Origin of the sequence: Isoptericola sp. NPDC057559, assembly GCF_042801555.1 — a bacterium.
Taxonomy (GTDB): Bacteria; Actinomycetota; Actinomycetes; order Actinomycetales; family Cellulomonadaceae; genus Isoptericola.
The window spans coordinates 132,096-150,381 of sequence record NZ_JBHVFQ010000007.1 but is presented as its reverse complement, the minus strand read 5'-3'; the positions used below and the strand labels follow the sequence as shown (position 1 = coordinate 150,381).

Here is an 18,286-nt window from a genome sequence, read left to right as displayed (position 1 = left end):
GCGTCACCCGCGCGCGGCGATCGCGTCGGCGAGACCGGAGGCGTCGAGGTAGTCGTCCCACCGGTAGGCGACGACCTTCGCGACGTGCGGCCGGGCCAGCGCGACCTGCCGGTCGAGCGTCGCCAGGTCGCTCGGCGCCCGGTCGCCCACCTGTCCCGGCGGCCGGAACGCCTCGACGTTCGCCCACAGGGTCACGCCGCGCACCTTCGCGGCCTCCGCGTAGAGCGTCGCCGTCGAGGCGGCGTAGGCCGCCCCGTAGGTGGTGTCGCCGACGACGCCGCGCAGGTCCGGCCGGACCGGGTCGTCCCGCTCGGCGCGGGCGAAGACCCCCACCCGGCCCGTGCCCCCGCCGTCCTGCGGCGCGAGGACCATCGTGACTCCCGCGCGGGTGTCCGCGATCCGCTGCAGCGCGGGACGCACGGCCGCGACGGGCACGGCGCCGCGACGGAGGTCGGCGTACGGGCTCACCACCACGCGCTGCTTGTCCTGGGGGAGCCGGTAGCCGACGACGCGGTGCTGCAGCTCGTACACCCTCAGGTTGGGCGCCCACGTGGCCGCGTCCGTGAAGACGGCCGTCTCGAGGGTCTGGTACGCGCCCGCGAAGCCCGGGCTGCGGCCGACCTTGGCGTCCCAGTCCGCGAGCATGCGGGACGTGAACGCCCCGAGCGTCTGGGTGAAGGAGTCGTCGGCGCGGTAGGGCACCTCGGGGTCCGGGGCCGGCCTCGGCAGCCCCAGGTAGACGGACATCCCGAACAGCGCGGCGTCGGTGACCAGGAGGACGTCCCTGTCGGCCGCGGAGTCGTCGAACGCCACCACGAGGTCGTAGGTGCGGCTCGGCGAGTCGCAGTCGCTGTACCCGCCCTCGACGGGCAGGAGCCACCAGGTGAAGACGCCGGCCGCCGTCGCCGACCGTCCGTCGCGGCCGGGGCAGAACAGGGCGGCGTCGCCGAACGTCGTCCGACCCCCGTACGTGTAGACGTGCCGCACCGACCCACCGCCGGTGCGCGCGACCGCGTGGCGGTAGCCGTCCGCGCCGTCCACCGCGAACCCGGCGAAGGGGTCGTCGGCGCCTGGGCGCAGGTCCGCGGGCGTGGCGGGCGAGAGCTGCGCGCCGAACGTGACGAGCGTGTCCGCGCCGATCGCGTGCGCCCCCTGCACGGTCGCGCGCGTCGCGCACCGCGACGGCGACGGAAAGGCGAAGTAGCCGGTGACGCCGTAGGCGGCCCGCACGGTGCGGTCCGGGCGGTCCAGCCGCTCCCCGCCCGGGCAGGCCGGGGCGGGTGCCGGCGCCGGGCTGCCCGTCGGCCGGGGCGCGGCCGGGGTCCCGCCCGCCCCGGCGGGCGTCGTCGCCCCGGGCGCAGGACCCGACGAGGGCGCGGAGCACGCGACGAGTGCCAGCGCGAGGACGGTCGTCAGGACCACCGCCAGGAGACCCGACGGTCGGGTGGCGCTGGGCGGCGCGACCGCCCGTCGCGCGAGGCGCGTCATCCGCGACCCGTCGCTACTTGACGGTGGCGGGGAGGACCTCGAGGTCGTCGGCGTGCTTGTCCACGTACCCGGCCGCCTTGTCCTTGGCGATCGACGCCATCAGCGGGTCGAACCGGTCGCGGTCGAGCACGACGATCGACTGGCCGTCGTCGCTGCGGCCCGTGCCCGAGTACGGCGCCGTCATGAAGGTGACGTCGTTGGTGCTCAGCCCGCGCGCGCTCATGTAGAGGTTGCGCATCCGGTCGATCGTGAAGCCGTCGTCCGCCGCGACGGACTTGCTCACCGTGGTGAAGAAGGACGTCATCATGCTGACGTCGTTCCGGTTGTTGTTGACCTTGGCCAGGATCGCGCGCATCCAGTTCTGCTGGCGCTGCACGCGGCCGAAGTCGCCGTTCGCCAGGCCGTGGCGCTGGCGCGTGTACGTCAGCGCCTCCTCGCCGGACATCATGTGCACGCCCTTGGTGAAGAAGACCTTCTTGCCGTCGCCGATGTCCTCCGGCACGCGGATGCGGACGCCGTCGAGGGCATCGGTCATGGCGGTGAACGAGTCGAAGTCCGTCACCACGAAGTGGTCGATCTTCACCCCCGTGAGGTCCTGGACGGTCTGGATCATCAGCGACGGGCCGCCGTAGGAGAAGGCCGCGTTGATCTTGGCCTGGCCGTGGCCCGGGATGTCGACCCACGAGTCGCGCGGGATGGAGATCACCTGGGCGCTCTCGCGGTCGGCCGGGAGGTGGACCAGCATGATCGCGTCGGTGCGCTGCGCGCCGGCCTTCCACTGCGACGGGTCGCCGGCCGAGATCCGGCTGTCCGAGCCGAGCACCAGGAGGTTCACGGCCTTGTCGTCCGCCTCGTCCGCGGGCTCCGGGTTGTTCTCGATCCCGGCGAACGGGTCGCCGAGGCGCTCGATGTTGCTGTCGAGCTGGTGCTGGAACCACCAGGCGGCGCCGAAGCCGCCGCCGGCGAGCAGGAGCACCAGGACCCCGACGACGGCGAGGGCGCGGTGCGTGCTGCGCGCCTCGGCGCGGGCGTGACGGCGCGGGGACGGGTCCCCCACGGGGGCGGGCGTCGGGTCGGCGGTCGCTCGGCTCACAGGGCGGGATCATACGGCCAGCCCGCGGAGAACCTGTGTTCCGCTCGTGACGCTTCCCGCCGTAGCATTCGCCCGGTGCGCCCCGGGCAAGGGACGCACGACGGCGACCGGGGAGGCACGGAGGATGCGCGGCAGCAGGGGGACGCCGGCGCGCCGTCCGCGGATGCTGCTCGTCACGCACCACTACCCGCCCGAGAACGGCGCGCCGCAGCGTCGCTGGGACACCCTGACGCCGCGCCTCATGGAGGCCGGCGTGGACGTCGCCGTCCTCACCCCGCCGCCGCACTACCCGAGCGGACAGCTCCAGGACGCGCACGGCGCGCACCGCCCCGGCTCGGTCGCGCGCGGCCGCCACGGCGAGCGCGTGGTGCGCACCCGGTTCCGGCCGCACGGCCCCGACCTGCTGTCGCGCACCCGCGACCAGGCGGTGGCCGCCGCGAGCGCCGTCACGCTCGGCCTCAAGCACTTCCGGCAGTCGGGCGAGCGGCCCGACGTCGTGGTCGGCACCGTGCCGGGCATCCCGTCGATGTTCGCCGCCTGGGTGCTGGCCCGGGCGTTCCGCGCCCGCCTGGTCATCGAGATGCGCGACGCCTGGCCCGACCTCATCGAGCCCAGCGGGGTGCTCGACGCCCGCCGCTCCCTGACGGCCCGGCTGCTCGCCGGCTCGCGCGCCCTCGTGCACCGCGCCGTGACGCGCCTGCAGGCGCGTGCCGACGCCGTCGTCACCACCACCGAGACGTTCGCCCAGGTGCTCCTCGAGCGCGGTGTGCGCCGCGTGGCCGTGGTGCGCAACGGGACGTCGTTCCAGCCCCTCACGTCGGACGACGCCGCGGACCTGCCCCAGGGCGACCCGCCGTCGGCGGGCGCCCGGCCGCTCCGCGCCGTCTACGCGGGGACCGTGGGCCGCGCCCAGGACCTCCAGTCCGTGGTGCGCGCGGCCGCGCAGGTGGCCCGGCGCGGGCTGCCCCTCGACGTCCGGATCGTCGGCGCGGGGGCGCGCGTCCCGTTCCTGGAGGAGCTCGTGGCGGAGCTCGGGGCGCCGGTGACCTTCGTCGGCCACGTCCCGCCCGGCGACGTGCGCCGCTACTACGCGTGGGCGGACACGGTCGTCGTGTCGCTGCGCGACTGGAAGCCCCTGGAGTGGACCGTGCCGTCGAAGCTGTACGAGGTGATGGCCTCCGGCGCGTACGCCACCGCGTGCGTCGCGGGCGAGGCGGCGGCGCTGGTGCAGCGCTCGGGCGCCGGCTCGGTCGTGCCGCCCGGCGACGTCGACGCGCTCACCGAGCTGTGGTCGGGCTGGGCCGCCGCCGGGGAGGTGCCCGACGCCGACCCCCGCGCCGCGTCGTGGGTGGCCCGGAACGCCGACGACGACGTCCTCGCCGACCGCTACCTGGAGCTGCTGCGCGAGCTCACGGGCTCCGGGGAGACGGCGGCGTGACCCGGCTGCGCGAGCTGGCCCGCAACGCCCGCCTGGCCGCGTCGTTCGTCGGCGGCTCGCTGGCGACCGACCCGGCGTGGCTGGCGCTGCAGGCCGCCCGCCGCACCCCGGCGCGGGTGAGCATCGTCGTCGTGCCGCGGGTGGAGCGCCTCCTGGGCGACGGCTCCTCGAGCGAGGCGGGCCGGCTGCGCGCGGCGTGGCAGGCCGGGGACGTCGCCGCCCTGCGCGCCGCCGCCCCCTCGACCCGGTCGGGACGGCGGGTGCGGGCGTCCCTGCTCGGCCAGGTCGCGCTGCTCGAGGCGGCCGTCCTCCCCGGAACGTCTCACGATGCGGACGATCCTGGCCCTCGCGCGGGTGAAAAGGCCGCCGGACCCCGAGCGGGTGATTCTCCGGTCCCCGTGCACCACCACCTCACCAACTCGCTGCCGCACACGCAGAGCGGCTACACCCTGCGGACGCACGCCATCCTCACGGCGCAGCGCGCCGCCGGGCACCGGGTCACCTCGACCACGCGGGCCGGGTACCCCCTCACGATCGGCGTGCTGGGCGCGCGCGGCACGGACGTGGTCGACGGCGTCCCGTACGGGCGCCTGGTGCCGCGGTCGCTGCCCGCGGACCACGGCCGGAGGTCCCGGGACGGCGTCGACCTGCTCGTGCGCGCGCTCGAGGAGGCACGGCCCGCCGTCGTGCACGCGACCACGCCCTGGTCCACCGGTGACGCGGCACGCACCGCCGCGGCCCGGGTCGGCCTGCCCTGGGTGTACGAGGTGCGCGGGCTGCCCGAGGAGACCTGGGCCGCCTCGCACCCCACGCCCGAGGCCCGCGAGCGAGCGGCCGCGTCCGAGCGGTTCGCGCTGCTGCGGGCCAAGGAGACCGCGCTGGCCCTCGCCGCCGACCACGTCGTCACGCTGAGCGGCACGATGCGCGACGAGCTCGTCTCGCGCGGCGTCCCCGGCAGGCGCGTCACCGTGGTGCCCAACGCCGTCGACGCCGCGCTGCTCGGGCCCGCCCCCTCCCCCGCCGAGGCCCGGGCCCTGCTGGGGCTGCGCACCGCGCCGTTCGTCGTCGGCACCGTGAGCAGCGTCGTCGGGTACGAGGGCCTGGACACCGTGCTGCGCGCCGTCGCGCGGCTGCGCGCCCAGGGCGTCGACGTCTCCGCGCTGATCGTGGGCGACGGCGTCGACCGGCCGCGGCTCCTGCGCCTGGCCGACGAGCTCGGGCTCGGCGACCACGCCCTGCTGCCCGGGCGCGTGCCCCGCGACGTCGCGCGCACCTGTCTCGCCGCGCTCGACGCCGTGCTCGTGCCCCGGCGGCCCGACCGTGTCACCCGGCTCGTCACCCCGCTCAAGCCCGTCGAGGCGATGGCGCTCGGCCGCCCGGTCGTCGCCAGCGACCTGCCCGCCCTCGCCGAGGTGCTCTCGCCGCTCGACCCGGCCGCGTCGGGCGGCGGCTCCCCCGCCGGCGTCCTCGTGGACCCTGTCGACACGGAGGCCTGGGCCGACGCGGTCGGTCACGTCCTCTCGGACGACGCGCACCGCGCCACGCTCGTCGACGCCGGGCGGCGCCTCGCCGCCGAGCGCACGTGGGAGCGGCTCGTGGGCCGGTACGCCGGCGTGTACGCGGCCGTCACCGCGTCCCCCACCTGATCCGGGCCCGAGGAGGCCCGGGGGCGGATCAGCGGCGCCCGAGGGCGCGGTACTGCCAGCCGGCGGCCGTCCACGCGGAGCGGCTCAGCGCGTTGCGCCCGTCCAGGACGGTGCGCTGCGCGACGAGCGTGCCCGCGCGCTCCGGGTCCAGCTCGCGGTACTGCTCCCACTCCGTGAGCACGAGGAGCGCGTCCGCGCCGGCGAGCGCGGCCTCCAGGTCCCGCTCGTAGTGCAGGTGCGGCTGCTTGGCCCGCGCGTTGTCGATGGCCTGCGGGTCGTGCACGGTGACGACCGCGCCCAGCTCCGCCAGGCGCGCCGCGACGTCGAGGGCGGGCGAGTCGCGCACGTCGTCGCTGTCCGGCTTGAACGCGGCCCCCAGCACGGTGACCTCGGCGCTCTCGACCATCCCGCCGAGCACCTCGACCGCCAGGTCCACCATCCGGGCCCGGCGCCGCGTGTTGATCGCGTCCACCTCGCCCAGGAAGGCGACGGCGTCGCCGGCGCCGAGCTCCTCCGCCCGCGCCCGGAAGGCGCGGATGTCCTTCGGCAGGCAGCCCCCGCCGAAGCCGAGGCCCGCGTTGAGGAACCGGCGGCCGATCCGGGCGTCGTACCCGATCGCGTCCGCCAGGCGCGCGACGTCGCCGCCCGCCGCCTCGCACAGCTCCGCCATCGCGTTGATGAACGAGATCTTCGTGGCCAGGAAGGAGTTGGCCGCGACCTTGACCAGCTCCGCCGTCGGGTAGTCGGCGACGATGCGCGGCACGCCGTCCGCCAGCAGCGCCGCGTAGACGCCGTCGAGGGCGGCCGTGGCGCGCTCCCCCGCCGCGCCGTCGGCGACGCCGTAGACGAGCCGGTCCGGACGCAGCGTGTCCTGCACGGCGAACCCCTCGCGCAGGAACTCGGGGTTCCACGCGAGCAGCGCGTCGGGACGCGCGGCCGCCATCTGGTCCGCCAGCCGCTGCGCGGTGCCCACCGGGACGGTGGACTTCCCGACGACGACGGCACCGTGCGCGAGGTGCTCGACCAGGTCCGAGAACGCCGCGTCGACGGCCGTGAGGTCGGCCGCCTGACCGTCCGTCCGCTGCGGCGTCCCCACGCACACGAAGTGCACCTGCGCGGCCGCCACGTCGGCCAGGTCCGTCGACACCGTGAGCCGCCCCGTCCCCGTGACCTCGGTCAACAGCTCGTCCAGGCCCGGCTCGAAGAACGGCGCCTTGCCGGCGGCGAGCGCGTCGACACGGTCGGCGTCGACGTCGACGCCGACGACGTCGTGCCCCAGCTTGGCCATGCTCGCGGCGTGCACCGCCCCCAGGTACCCCAGCCCGATCACCGAGATCTGCACGTTCGCTGCCCTTCGTGGAGGGGGCCGTCGGGACGGCGGCGCGCAAGGGCACACCGTCGCTCACTCTAGGATGCGGGGCGATGACGTACGAAGCCGAAGTTCGACAGGGCGCGACGCGCCCCGCCGACCTGTACGCGGAACTCTTCGGCAAGCAGGCGTCCACCCTCGAGGTCGTGTCCACGGGGCGGCTGTCCCAGGTGGGCGCCCGGCCCCCGATCCGCACCTACCTCGCCCAGCTGTGGAAGCGGCGGCACTTCCTGTGGGCCGAGGCGCGGGCCAAGGTCACCAGCGGGACCCGCGAGACCCTGCTCGGGCAGGCGTGGCTGGTCATCAACCCCATGCTCAACGGGCTGGCGTATTACCTGATCTTCGGGCTCGTGCTCAAGTCCAGCCGGGGGATCGACAACTTCCTCGGCTACCTGATCGTCGGGGTGTTCCTCTTCCAGTTCACGACCACCTGTGTCAACGGCGGGGCCAAGTCGATCGCCAGCGGCCGCAACCTCATCCGCGCGTTCAGCTTTCCGCGTGCTTCCCTGCCGATCTCCGTCGTGCTGCGGGGAGTGCTCAACCTCCTCCCGACGCTCGCCGCCATGTTCGTGCTGATCCTCGCCCTCCCCGAGAAGGAGCACTGGACGGCGGCGGCAGCGTTCTTCCCCGCGGTGCTCGTGCTCCAGGTCGTCTTCGTCACGGGGCTGGCGCTGCTGCTCGCGCGCGCCGCCGCAGCACTCCCCGATCTCAACCAGCTCATCAGCGTGCTCATGCGGTTCTGGCTCTACGGGTCCGCCGTCTTCTTCTCCATCGACAAGTTCGCGAACTACCCGTGGGTCGTGGGCATCATGGAGGCCAACCCGATGTACATGGTGCTGGACGCTGCGCGCGACACCCTGCTCTACGGCGTCGTACCCAGCGCTTCGACCTGGATCGGGCTGACCGCGTGGTCGGCGGGCACTCTCGTCATCGGCTTTCTCGTGTTCTGGCGGGCGGAAGAGTCCTATGGCCGTGCCTGAGCTCGCCGTCGCCGCGCAGTTCACCCGCCCGACGACCGCCGACCAGCCCACGACCGGCAAGCCCGCCGGGTCCTTCGCCGACCCGTTCGCCCAGGCCACGGTGGCCGTGCAGGACGTCAGCGTCCGCTACCGCGTGCCGTCCACCGACGCCGCCGAGCGCCGCCGTCGCGCCAACCCGGTCGTCAAGGCCGCCCGCACCGTGCTCGGCAACGACCCCAAGGTGCTCGTGCGCGCGTTGTCCGGCATCTCGTTCGTCGCGAAGTCGGGCGAGCAGATCGGCCTGGTCGGGCAGAACGGGTCCGGCAAGAGCACGCTGCTGCGCATCATCGCCGGGCTCGAGAACCCCGCCAAGGGCCGGGTGCTCGCCGAGAGCACCCCCGTCCTCATCGGCGTCAACGCCGCACTGGTGCCCGACCTGTCCGGCGAGGAGAACATCCGCCTCGGCTGTCTCGCCATGGGGCTGACTCCGACGCAGGCCGAAGCAGCCGCCCCGGAGGTCAAGGAGCTCGCCGGGCTCGGCAAGTCGATCTACCTGCCGATGAAGACGTACTCGTCCGGCATGGGAGCGCGGCTCCGGTTCGCCATCGCGACCGCGTCCAACCCCCACATCCTGCTCATCGACGAGGCCCTCGCCACCGGCGACGCCGCCTTCCGGGAGCGCAGCGAGGCAAGGATGCGGCGCCTGCGCGAGAGTGCCGGGACGGTCTTCCTCGTGTCGCACGCCGCCCAGACGATCGAGGAGACCTGCACCCGGGCCATCTGGCTCAACCACGGCCGCCTGGTCCTCGACGGCCCCGCCGAGGACGTCGCGCTCCGCTACCGCCAGTGGGCGTGGGCCGTCGCCAAGGACAAGGCCCAAGAGGCCAAGCAGATCATCGAGACCGCCTTCGCCGAGCGGGAACAGACCCAGGTCCGGGTGGAGGAGCCCCGGGCAACTCGTCTGTACACTGCCCGTCACGTGCGGCCGTCCACGACGTCGCGGCGTCGCAACCAAGGAGAGAAGTAGCAGTGGCAACCATGCGCCCGCGCATCATGACGGTGTACGGCACCCGACCCGAGGCCATCAAGGTCGCCCCGGTGATCAAGGCGCTCGAGGCCAGCGAGCACCTCGACTCGATCACCGTGGTCACCGGCCAGCACCGCGAGATGCTCGACCAGGTCAACACGATCTTCGGGATCACCCCCGACCACGACCTCGACATCTTCGAGCACGGGGCCTCGCTCTCGACGATCGTCGCCCGCGTGCTCGAGCGCCTGGACCCCGTCCTGGTCGCGGAGCAGCCGGCCGCCGTCGTCGTCCAGGGGGACACGTCCACCTCGACGGCCGCCGCCCTCGCCGCCTTCCACCGGGGCATCCCGGTGGTGCACGTCGAGGCAGGGCTCCGGTCGGGGAACATCCTGTCTCCGTTCCCCGAGGAGGCGAACCGCAAGATCACGTCGCAGCTCGCCGCCCTGCACCTGGCTCCGACCGCGACCAGCAGGGCCAACCTGGAGCGCGAGTCCGTCGCCGACGACGACATCGTCGTCACCGGTAACACCGTGATCGACGCGCTGCTCATGACGGTCGAGAAGAAGGCCCCGTTCAGCGACCCGGCGCTCGAGCACCTCGCCGACTCCGGCAGCCGGATCCTCCTCGTCACGACGCACCGCCGGGAGAACTGGGGCGGTGCGATGGAGGGTGTCGGACGGGCCCTCGCGCGCCTCGCGAGCGCCCTGCCCAGCGTGCAGGTCGTCCTGCCCGCCCACCGCAACCCGGTCGTCCGCGAGGCCGTGCTTCCGCACCTCGAGGGCCTCGACAACGTCACGGTGACGGAGCCCCTGGCCTACGGCGAGTTCACGCGCATGCTGTCGCTGGCCACCGTCGTCCTCACCGACTCCGGCGGGGTCCAGGAGGAGGCGCCGAGCCTGGGCAAGCCCGTGCTGGTCATGCGGGAGAACACGGAGCGGCCGGAGGCGGTCGGCGCCGGCACGGTCAAGCTCATCGGCACCGACGAGGACCGCATCGTGGACGAGGTCATGGCGCTCTTCACGGACCAGGGCGCGTACGAGGCCATGGCCCAGGCGACCAACCCGTACGGCGACGGTTCGAGCGCCGCGCGATCGGTCGAGGCCATCCACCACGTCCTCAACGGCGGACCCCGGCCGGCGGACTGGCAGGTAGGGGCGACCCGATGAGCAGGCATCGCGTCTTCATCTACGGCTCGTGCGTCTCCCGGGACACCTTCGAGCACTTCGACCCCGACCAGTTCGAGCTCGTGCAGTACGTCGCGCGGCAGTCCGCCCTCAGCGCGTACACGCGGCCGGTCACCCTGGTCGACCCGCCGCAGCTCGAGTCGTCGTTCCAGCAACGGATGGTCTCGGGCGACTTCTCGTCCAACCTGCAGTCGCTCATCCCTGAGGCCGCCCACCAGACCGACCTGGTCCTGGTCGACCTCACGGACGAGCGCCTCGGCGCCTACGTGCTCCCCGACGGCTCGGTGATCACCCGGTCGACCGAGCTCATCAGCTCCGGCGCCGAGAACCACCTGCCTGCTGGATCGCAGCACCTGCCGTTCGGCAGCGACCAACACTTCCAGTACTGGTCCCAGGGCATCGCCGCAGTGGGCGAGCTCGTCCGCCAGCACATGCCCCACGCCGCCGTCGTGCTCCTGGACATCGCATGGGCTGAGCGCTCCGATTCCGGCGCCCCCACCCCGGCGAGCTTCGGCATCAGCGCGGCGGACGCCAACCCCGTCTTCGACGCCTACGTGCAGGTCGCCACCCAGGCGCTGCGCGCCGAGGTGGTCTCGCTGCGCCCCGAGGAGGTCGTGTCGAGCCCCACGCACCCCTGGGGCGACGCGCCGTTCCACTACGCCGAGGACGTCTACCTCAAGGTCGTCAAGGCGATCACCGGTACGGAGGGACGGCCTGCGTCGGCGGCGTCCCCCGCGCCCACGGGGGGCGTCCGCCGTGACCACGGCGCGGGTGCCCCGAGCGCACCCACCCGCGCGTCGGTCCGCGACCGGAACGCTGTGACCCCGTCGCGGACCACCTCGACCGCGGTCGACGGTCCGAACCTCGTGATCGCAGGGACCCAGCAGGCCGGTGCCGACTGGCTGGCCCGCCAGCTCGGCGCTCACCCCGAGGTCTTCCTCGCCAAGGGCAAGGGGAGCACCTTCTTCAACAGGCCCACACGCCTCAAGAGCTCGTCGGAGAGCGATGCGTACGCCAAGGCGTTCGAGGCCGGACGGGCCGCACGCTGGCGCGTCGACTGCACCCCCGACTACTTCTGGCACTCCCGCGGGGGTGCCTTCGGCCCGAAGAAGCCCAACACCGCCGAGAACATCAACGAGCTGACGCCCGCGGGCACGCCCGCCATCGTCGTCCTCCGTGAGCCCGTGGCCAGAGCGCTGTCGGCCTACTGGCACCATTTCTCCCTGGGCAGGTTCGACCTCAGCTCGGGCCTGTTCCAGGTACCCAGCACCCTCGGCGTCGTCGACCTCGGGTTCTACCGACGCCACTACGAGCAGTGGGCCTCCGTCCTGGGCAGCGACCGGATCCACGTCGTGCTCTACGACGACCTCGTCAAGGATCCCCGAGCAGCGCTCTCCCAGGTGCTGTCGACGCTCGGCCTCGGTGCCGGCGACGACTTCTGGAGGGCGGTGAACCTCAAGCCTGCCGTCGCCGCCAAGCCGTGGGTGAAGCCGTTCCAGCAGCGCGGCACGATCACCGAGCAGGAGGTCGCGGCGCTCTTCGAGCTCTACCGCCGGGACGTCACGTTCGTGGAGTCGCTGCTCGGTCGCAAGCTTCCGGACTGGCGCGACCGCAACCTGATCGTCCAGGGCTCCGTCGAGACCTCGGACCGCTGAGCGGCTCCCTCTCGGGAGCCGCTCAGAGCGCGGCGAGTCGCTGGTCGTACTCGGCGACGATGCGGAACATCAGCTGCTTGTCGAACCGCTCCTCGTCCGGGAGCGCCATCGACGCGAGATAGATCGGGCGGCTGTTGAGCCCGGCGTGCGTCCTCATGACCGTGTCGGCCTCGCCCATCACGACGGCGGCCCACACCGCCATCCGCTGCTCGAGGTAGTGAAGGTCCCCCAGGTCGTACGGAGGGTTCTCCGGCTCGACGTGCCCTCGTGCCGCGAACCCCTCGAACGCGGACCGCGTGAAGGCCTGGTCGCCCGTCGACGGTTCCCGCACGGCTCGGGTATAGAACTGCCGGATCATCCCGGCGAGCCCGTCGCCGTTGGAGGGGACGAAAGCGGAGTTCCACGAACCCCGCATGACCTCGCCCCCGTAGCCCCGGACGAAGACGTCGGTGGCCTCCACGTGCGGCGCGAGCATGGCCGGGATACGCGGACGCCCTCGGGTGTGCCCCGTGTTGAGCGCCGAGATCGACATCACCTCGGCGACCTGCGGGTCCCTGACATCAGGGTCGTCGACGACGGTGTGCGGCAGCCCGAGATGCGCGACCATCCGTTCGACCGTCGCGACCTCTGCGGGCGGCAGGCCGGGCCACGTGACGAGCCTCGGTGCGACCCCGTGCGCGACGAGCCCGGCGAGCAGAGTTCGGCAGTCGCTACCGCCCGTGGCCCCGACGACAGGGGTGTACCGCGCGGAGAGGAAGGTGGCGTACGCCTTGAAATACTCGTCCACGAGCTCGAAGACGTCGGCGAAGGTGGTCGCGCCCGGCGCGACCCGCGGCCAGTACCGCTGGGTCCGACGTGTGCCGAGGTCGACGACGCTGTTGGGGACCAGCGTCACCACGTGGCGGTACCGGGTCAGGTCGCCCGGCAGATACCGCGTGCGCCGTGCTCGATACTCCGGGGCGGCCATGTACCGACTCGTCTCGCCGTCCAGGCCCACACCCGCAAGCCCTGCCACCAGGGCGGCGTGCGACCCCACGACGGCTGGTCCCCGCAGGGTGTAGTAGACGGTGCGCGAGCCGATCGGGTCGTTCAGCACCCGGACCGAGCTCGCGGTGAACACGAGGAGCGCGAACCGACCGGACAGCCGATCGATCGCTTCCCAGTCCCCCGTCGTGACGTGCCGGGCGAGGACCTCGTCGAGCCCCTCGCCCCCGTGCGCGACGAACACCTCGCCGATGACGGCACAGGTCCCGGCCGGCGTGGGGACGACGCGGACCTCCGCGTCAGGGTGCACGGCCAGCACGTGGCCGTGGAGACGGAGGGTGCTCCAGTCACGTACGAGCGTGCGATCCGTCGGCGTGGTCTCGGCGAAGCAGGCGAACCCGTATCGGAAGACGCGCGGATCACGCTCGGGCCGCAGGTCGATCTCAGCCATCCCGCCCCCTCGTCGACGACTCGCTCGCCCCTGCCGGACCGGCGAGCACCCTCGTCACCACGTCCTTCACCGTCGCGGCGTCAGGACTGATGTGGCCGTTGCCGAGGTCGAGCCGCTCCACCGTGAGCGGGACGTCGGGCCGCTCCGCCTGCAGCCGATCCCAGAACGGCACGGCATGGTCCCGCAGGTGGTGCGTGTCGCCCGAGTTGATCACGTACCTGATCTCGGGGCGTCCCGGGGCGTCGCGGTACCGCTCACCGAGCGAGACTCGCGTGACGTCCTGGGGCCGCAGCCCGCCGCTGCCGAAGACCCGTCGGAGAGCGCGCTCCGAGTACGACGCGTGATACATCCGTACGTCGGTCTGCGGGCTCATCGCGACGGCCGTCGCTCCGGGAACGTAGAGAGCCGTCGCCAGGGCGGCGAACCCACCCCCCGACGTCCCGAGCAGCACGACCTTCTCGATGCCCCTCTGCTCGACCACGCGTTCGATCATCCTGGCCATGACGGGGACCAGATCCACGTTTCGGGTGCCCAGGTACCACCCGAGCGAGAGCGAGGGGTCGAGGTCCAGGGTCGGGTCGGCGAACGCCATGACGTTGACGCCGAGGTCCCCGAGCGACCGCATCCGCTCGAAGCGCGGGAGCCCGGTCTTCAGTCGGTTCAGAGCCCCGTGAAGAGAGACGACGAGGTACGGGGACCCGGCGAGGTGGACTCGAGCAGGCAGCGCCAGCGGCCCGGCGCCGACCACCTGCACGGAGCGCTCCGACCGGAGGTCGAGAGCTCGCGGAAGGCTCTCGTAGACGTGGACGCCGGCGGGGGACATCGACGCCGAGGCCACGACGTCACCGTGCCCGAGGCGCATCCGGGTGCGCTCGTCGACCAAGGCCGCGGCCGCATCGTCCTGAGGGTGGAGGTCCCGCAGCAGAGCGGCACCTCCGTAGTCCACCCCCGACCTGAGCCGTTCCACGATGCCCGCGACGTCGTTCTTCGCCGGAGCAGCCCTCCGCGCAGCGACGGTGCGAGCCTTCGCGTACTCGTCCTCCAGCAGGTCGATGGTGGTGCGGTCGAGCTCGCGGGGCCCGCTCGTGCCGGCCCGCGAGGGGTCGGCATCAAGGTTGCCGCCCGTGGCCGTCCCGTCCTTGAGCACGACGCGCTCGCTGCGGCCGAACCCGTGCACGTCGAACGCGGTGCCGTTGCCGTCGACCGCCTGCACGTTCACCCGAACGGCGTCCGAGCCGGGAAAGACGCCCATGATGGTGCGGAACCGCTTGCCCCGCCGGGCCGCCTTGACGACCGTGGTCGGTACACGGTCGCCCCACCCCGGTGACGTCCAGCCGTCCATCGGTTCGGTCTGTCCCCGCACGACCTCCAGGCGAGGTGTGCTGCCGCCCCACACCAGCGACGTCGACCTGCCGTTCCGGGTCACCACCACGCGCCCGCGGTCGACCGTCGCGCGGGAGGAAGGATCGATGTGCCAGCGAGACTCGACCTCGACGTCGGTGTCGGCGCGCACCGTGTCGACGACCAGCAGGCTCTCGGTCGCGCGGGAGTACACGACCTCCCGGTCGATCGACACTCCGGCGTACCCCGTGTCACGAGTGCGGTAGTACTCGTGGGTGTCAGAGGCGCTGTGCGCGATCAGCTCCACGGTGGCGGCGGGATCGTAGCGACGACCGAGGACGTGGACGACGTTGTGGCCGAGCCGGCCGAGGACGTAGTCGCGGAACTCGTCCTTCATGTAGCCGTACTTCCCCGCCTCGACGAGGACCGGCGCACCTTGCGCCCAGTAGGTGACGCTGCCACCGTCGTGGTGACCATGGACCGCCTTGGCAGAGCCGAAGCGCAAGGAGTAGAAGGTCTCCTCCCGCATCCGTCTCTCGGTCTCTCCCCATCCGCTCCGACCGAAGGCGAACCCCGCGCGGTAGACGGCGCTGGTGGACTCGGGAGGCCGACCGTCGGCCCCCTCGGTCGCGACATAGAGCAGGTGCGGGTCGGTCGACCCGCGCAGGTGCGTGTTGGGCCCGGTGTCGCCGATGACCTCCAGCCGGCCGTCGGGCCGCGCCGCGTGCGCGAGAGACTGCGGCGTGGCCCTCAGCCGTGCGGCCGCGGCCCCCGGGTCGACGCCCTCGAGCTCGCACCGGCGCACGAGATCGGACATCCACTGGTAGTTGAGCAACCAGTACCCCGGCGCCGCCTCGGCGTTCACACCTTCGTCGTCGAACGCGCTCTGCGCGTGGGCCTCGATGCGCTCGCGAGCAAGCTGCGTCCAGTCGTCCCGCCCGAGCGCGCTCCCGAGCATCAGGAGCGCCGCGTGCTGGTGCAACGCGTGGTTGGAGTGCCCCAGGTGCGCAGGCTCGGCGAGCCACTCGCCGTGCACCCCGAGGGCGTCCAGCAGCCAGTTCGGACCGTCCACATAGGGCAACCCGAAGAGCAGCGTCTGCGCCCGCATGGCGTCGACCATGTCCGCCCACGCATAGCTTCCGTGGCGGCGGCCCTCCTGGGGGTCGTGCGCGGCGCACCACGACCGGGCGATCCGCTCCCACAGGGGCATGAACGAACGGTCGCCGTTCGCCGCCAACCGCCGGATCGGGTCGATCCAGCGAAGCATCTGGAACTGCGCGGCCCAGTTCCGCTGCCCGTACGGATCCATCGTCCAGTCGATCGGCGCGCCGATCTCGGCGGTCGGGTGCGGCGGTAGGACGACCTTCCCGGCCACCAGCTCGTCGACGAGCTGCCGGTCGTTCGGGGTGACCTCGAAGTGTCGTCCGAACGACTGGCGCAGCGCCACCCTCACGGCATGTTCGAGGTCAGCTGCCACTCGGGGTGCCCTCTCGCGCGGGCGAGGCATCCGACACCTCGGCACGAACCTCGTGCCGGGAGATCTCGTCGTAGACGGCCGACACGCGGCCGGAGAGTGCACTCCACGTGCGTTCCTGCTCGACCCACCGACGACCTGCGGCACCGAGTCCCCGCCTGAGGTCCTCGTCGTCGAGCAGGGTCGTCAGCGTGCGCACCAGGTCGGCGTGGTCGCCCTTGCGGTGGAGCAGACCGGTCTTCCCGTCGTCGACGATCTCGGCGAGAGCGCGCACGTCGGACGCGACGACCGCCTTGCCCATCGCCATCGCTTCGAAGGGCTTCAGCGGGGACACGAGCTCGCACACAGGGAGCGGGAGACGCGGGAACGGGGCGATGTCGACGAGGGAGTAGTAGCGCTCGACGTCAGCGTGCGGGACGCGGCCGGTGAACGTGACCACCCGGCCGAGCACGCCCAGCTCGTCGGCGAGAGCCTCGAAGGTCTCCTTCTCGGCGCCGTCGCCCACGATCAGCACGTGGAAGTCGTCGCGGGTCCGGTCGAGCTCGGCCGCCGCCCGGATCACGAGGTCCAGGCCCTCGTAGTCGAGCAACGACCCGATGTATCCGATCACCGTCTTGCTCTCGAGCCCGAGCTCCCGGGCGAGCTGGACGTCCCGCTCGACGGGGAGGAACCGTTCCGTGTCGACGCCGTTCGGGACGAGGAGGATCTTCTCCTCGTCGACCCCACGGTTGATGAGCTCGTCCTTCAGACCGCCGGTGATCGCGATGACCCGGGTCGCCTTCGCCGCGGCGTCGGCCTCCATGCGCGCGATGTACCGGTACATGCCCGAGTCGTGCCACTCGGGGTTCCGCGACGCGCGCGTGACCTCCCAGAGCCCGCGGACCTCGTAGACCGACGGGATCCCCAGACGCCGGGCGGTCTCGACCGCCGTCAGGCCGTTCCAGTGGTTCGACGCCGCGTGGATGACGAAAGGTCGCTCGTCGCGGGCGAGACCCTCCAGCGCGGCGGAGTAGTCCCGGACGTAGTCCGTGATCGGGTTCTTGAGCCACCGACCGGGAGCGGTCGTCAGGCGCAGGTAGTCGACGCCGTCGATCACCTCGCGTGCGGGGATCTCCGTGAGCTCGTCGTGGCCAGGCGCGTCGAACGGATAGCCCAGTCGTGTGACGGCGGCCATCGACCAGTTCTCCGTCAGGGCGCGGAGCAGCCCGTGGGACCGCGTCGCATAGCCGGCGGAGTTGTACGGCAACGAGTTGTGGAGCAGGTAGAAGGCACGACGCTCGTCCGGCGTGTAGGCCGTCGCCGTCGCTCGCGGACCGAAGGGGAACCCTCGCTTCATGAGCTGGTAGTTCGAGACCTCGCCCTTGCGGGCCTGCTTCTTCTTGAGCGCCTGCTCGGACTCACGGCGAAGGCGCGTCGCCCAGCCGTCTCCGGGCACCGCCCGCAGGTACTGGTCGGCGAGCCGAGCGGTCCGGCCGTACTGCTGCCGGGCCCAGCTCCGTCGGACGGCGCGCCGGAGACCGGCCACGGGGATCTCGTCCACGGGCTGCTCCGCGAGGAGCTCCACGGCGCGCGAGACGTTCCCGGTCGCGAGATAGCGGAGGATCAGCGCCAGACGTGCCTCGCGCGGGTCGAGGCCCGCGAGGAAAGCGTCGCCCGCGGCCTCGTCGCCGTGCCGCGCCAGGTAGTGCCGCGTCGCCGCCCGTGCCACCGGGTCGGAGCTCTCCGCGAGAACTGCGATCCCCTGTTCGTGGCGTGCCGGCACCACCAGGGCGATCGCGTCCCGATGGATCTCGGGGTGCGATCCCAGGGTGGCGCCCAGACCGTCGAACGCCTGGGCGACGACCGCCGGGTTCTTGTCCTTGCTCCGGACGAGCTCTACCAGGAGCTCGAGCGCGTCGAGGTGCCACGGACGCAGGTCCAAGGCGGACTTGACGGACTCGAAGCTGACGTCGGACCGCGAGACGTCGAGCGACCACTGCGCGTGCATGAACCAGAGGTCCGCCCGACCGGCGTCCAGGAGGAGGGCTCGGCGCATGTAGTCGAGCGCACGGTTCCGCTTCCCGCCGCGCCACGCTTCCTTGGCAGCGACGACGAGCTCCGCCGCGGTCCGGCCGTCGATCTGGGCACGACGATCGGGGCCGGACGGAGCCGGCGGGACCTTCACGGCGGTGACG

The 18,286-nt window shown here is 72.7% G+C and carries 12 protein-coding genes; 6 read left to right on the top strand and 6 right to left on the bottom strand.

Features of this window, described 5'->3' with window-relative positions:
• Window positions 1–3 precede the first annotated feature (3 nt).
• Window positions 4–1,422, bottom strand: a complete 1,419-nt coding sequence (locus tag ACFU5J_RS09665; RefSeq protein ID WP_430576587.1) for a hypothetical protein — start codon at window positions 1,420–1,422, stop codon at window positions 4–6.
• Window positions 1,423–1,501: 79 nt separating this feature from the next.
• The gene (locus tag ACFU5J_RS09660; RefSeq protein WP_430576588.1) at window positions 1,502–2,581 is read right to left on the bottom strand and encodes an LCP family protein; all 1,080 of its coding nucleotides are present in this window, start codon (window positions 2,579–2,581) and stop codon (window positions 1,502–1,504) included.
• Window positions 2,582–2,705: 124 nt separating this feature from the next.
• On the opposite strand from ACFU5J_RS09660, the gene ACFU5J_RS09655 reads away from it, so the two are divergent.
• Both ACFU5J_RS09655 and ACFU5J_RS09650 read left to right on the top strand, forming a co-directional pair.
• A complete protein-coding gene (locus ACFU5J_RS09655; RefSeq protein ID WP_430578579.1) occupies window positions 2,706–4,019 on the top strand; it encodes a glycosyltransferase family 4 protein in 1,314 nt (437 codons plus the stop codon).
• Window positions 4,016–5,665 carry a glycosyltransferase family 4 protein gene (locus ACFU5J_RS09650; protein ID WP_430578578.1) on the top strand — a complete coding sequence of 550 codons (1,650 nt, stop codon included), beginning with the start codon at window positions 4,016–4,018 and terminating at the stop codon, window positions 5,663–5,665. Before ACFU5J_RS09655 ends, ACFU5J_RS09650 begins: the two co-directional genes overlap by 4 nt.
• Before the next feature lie 28 nt (window positions 5,666–5,693).
• On the opposite strand, the gene ACFU5J_RS09645 is transcribed toward ACFU5J_RS09650, so the two are convergent.
• Window positions 5,694–7,007 (bottom strand): UDP-glucose dehydrogenase family protein, encoded by a 1,314-nt coding sequence (locus tag ACFU5J_RS09645; RefSeq protein WP_430578577.1) that lies wholly within the window; start codon window positions 7,005–7,007, stop codon window positions 5,694–5,696.
• A gap of 80 nt (window positions 7,008–7,087) precedes the next feature.
• Here ACFU5J_RS09645 and ACFU5J_RS09640 point away from each other — a divergent pair, with 80 nt between their 5' ends.
• From ACFU5J_RS09640 to ACFU5J_RS09625, 4 genes are read left to right on the top strand one after another with little or no spacing between them, the layout of a single operon-like run.
• A complete protein-coding gene (locus tag ACFU5J_RS09640; protein ID WP_430576592.1) occupies window positions 7,088–8,014 on the top strand; it encodes an ABC transporter permease in 927 nt (308 codons plus the stop codon).
• Window positions 8,001–9,020: an ABC transporter ATP-binding protein gene (locus ACFU5J_RS09635; RefSeq protein ID WP_430578576.1), complete on the top strand. Its 1,020-nt coding sequence runs from the start codon at window positions 8,001–8,003 to the stop codon at window positions 9,018–9,020. The genes ACFU5J_RS09640 and ACFU5J_RS09635 overlap by 14 nt, the downstream gene beginning before the upstream one ends.
• 11 nt (window positions 9,021–9,031) lie before the next feature.
• On the top strand, window positions 9,032–10,189 hold the full coding sequence (gene wecB, locus ACFU5J_RS09630; RefSeq protein WP_430578593.1) for a non-hydrolyzing UDP-N-acetylglucosamine 2-epimerase: 1,158 nt from the start codon (window positions 9,032–9,034) through the stop codon (window positions 10,187–10,189).
• Window positions 10,186–11,862 carry a DUF6270 domain-containing protein gene (locus ACFU5J_RS09625; RefSeq protein ID WP_430578575.1) on the top strand — a complete coding sequence of 559 codons (1,677 nt, stop codon included), beginning with the start codon at window positions 10,186–10,188 and terminating at the stop codon, window positions 11,860–11,862. Before wecB ends, ACFU5J_RS09625 begins: the two co-directional genes overlap by 4 nt.
• A 22-nt stretch (window positions 11,863–11,884) precedes the next feature.
• Here the strand turns inward: ACFU5J_RS09625 and ACFU5J_RS09620 are convergent, their stop codons facing one another.
• Genes ACFU5J_RS09620 through ACFU5J_RS09610 form a run of 3 tightly spaced genes read right to left on the bottom strand, consistent with a single transcriptional unit; the run spans window position 11,885 to window position 18,147 of the window.
• Window positions 11,885–13,297: a hypothetical protein gene (locus tag ACFU5J_RS09620; protein WP_430578574.1), complete on the bottom strand. Its 1,413-nt coding sequence runs from the start codon at window positions 13,295–13,297 to the stop codon at window positions 11,885–11,887.
• Window positions 13,290–16,085 carry a heparinase II/III family protein gene (locus tag ACFU5J_RS09615; protein ID WP_430578573.1) on the bottom strand — a complete coding sequence of 932 codons (2,796 nt, stop codon included), beginning with the start codon at window positions 16,083–16,085 and terminating at the stop codon, window positions 13,290–13,292. The genes ACFU5J_RS09620 and ACFU5J_RS09615 overlap by 8 nt, the downstream gene beginning before the upstream one ends.
• Window positions 16,086–16,104: 19 nt before the next feature.
• On the bottom strand, window positions 16,105–18,147 hold the full coding sequence (locus tag ACFU5J_RS09610) for a glycosyltransferase (protein ID WP_430578572.1): 2,043 nt from the start codon (window positions 18,145–18,147) through the stop codon (window positions 16,105–16,107).
• Window positions 18,148–18,286: the final 139 nt, after the last annotated feature.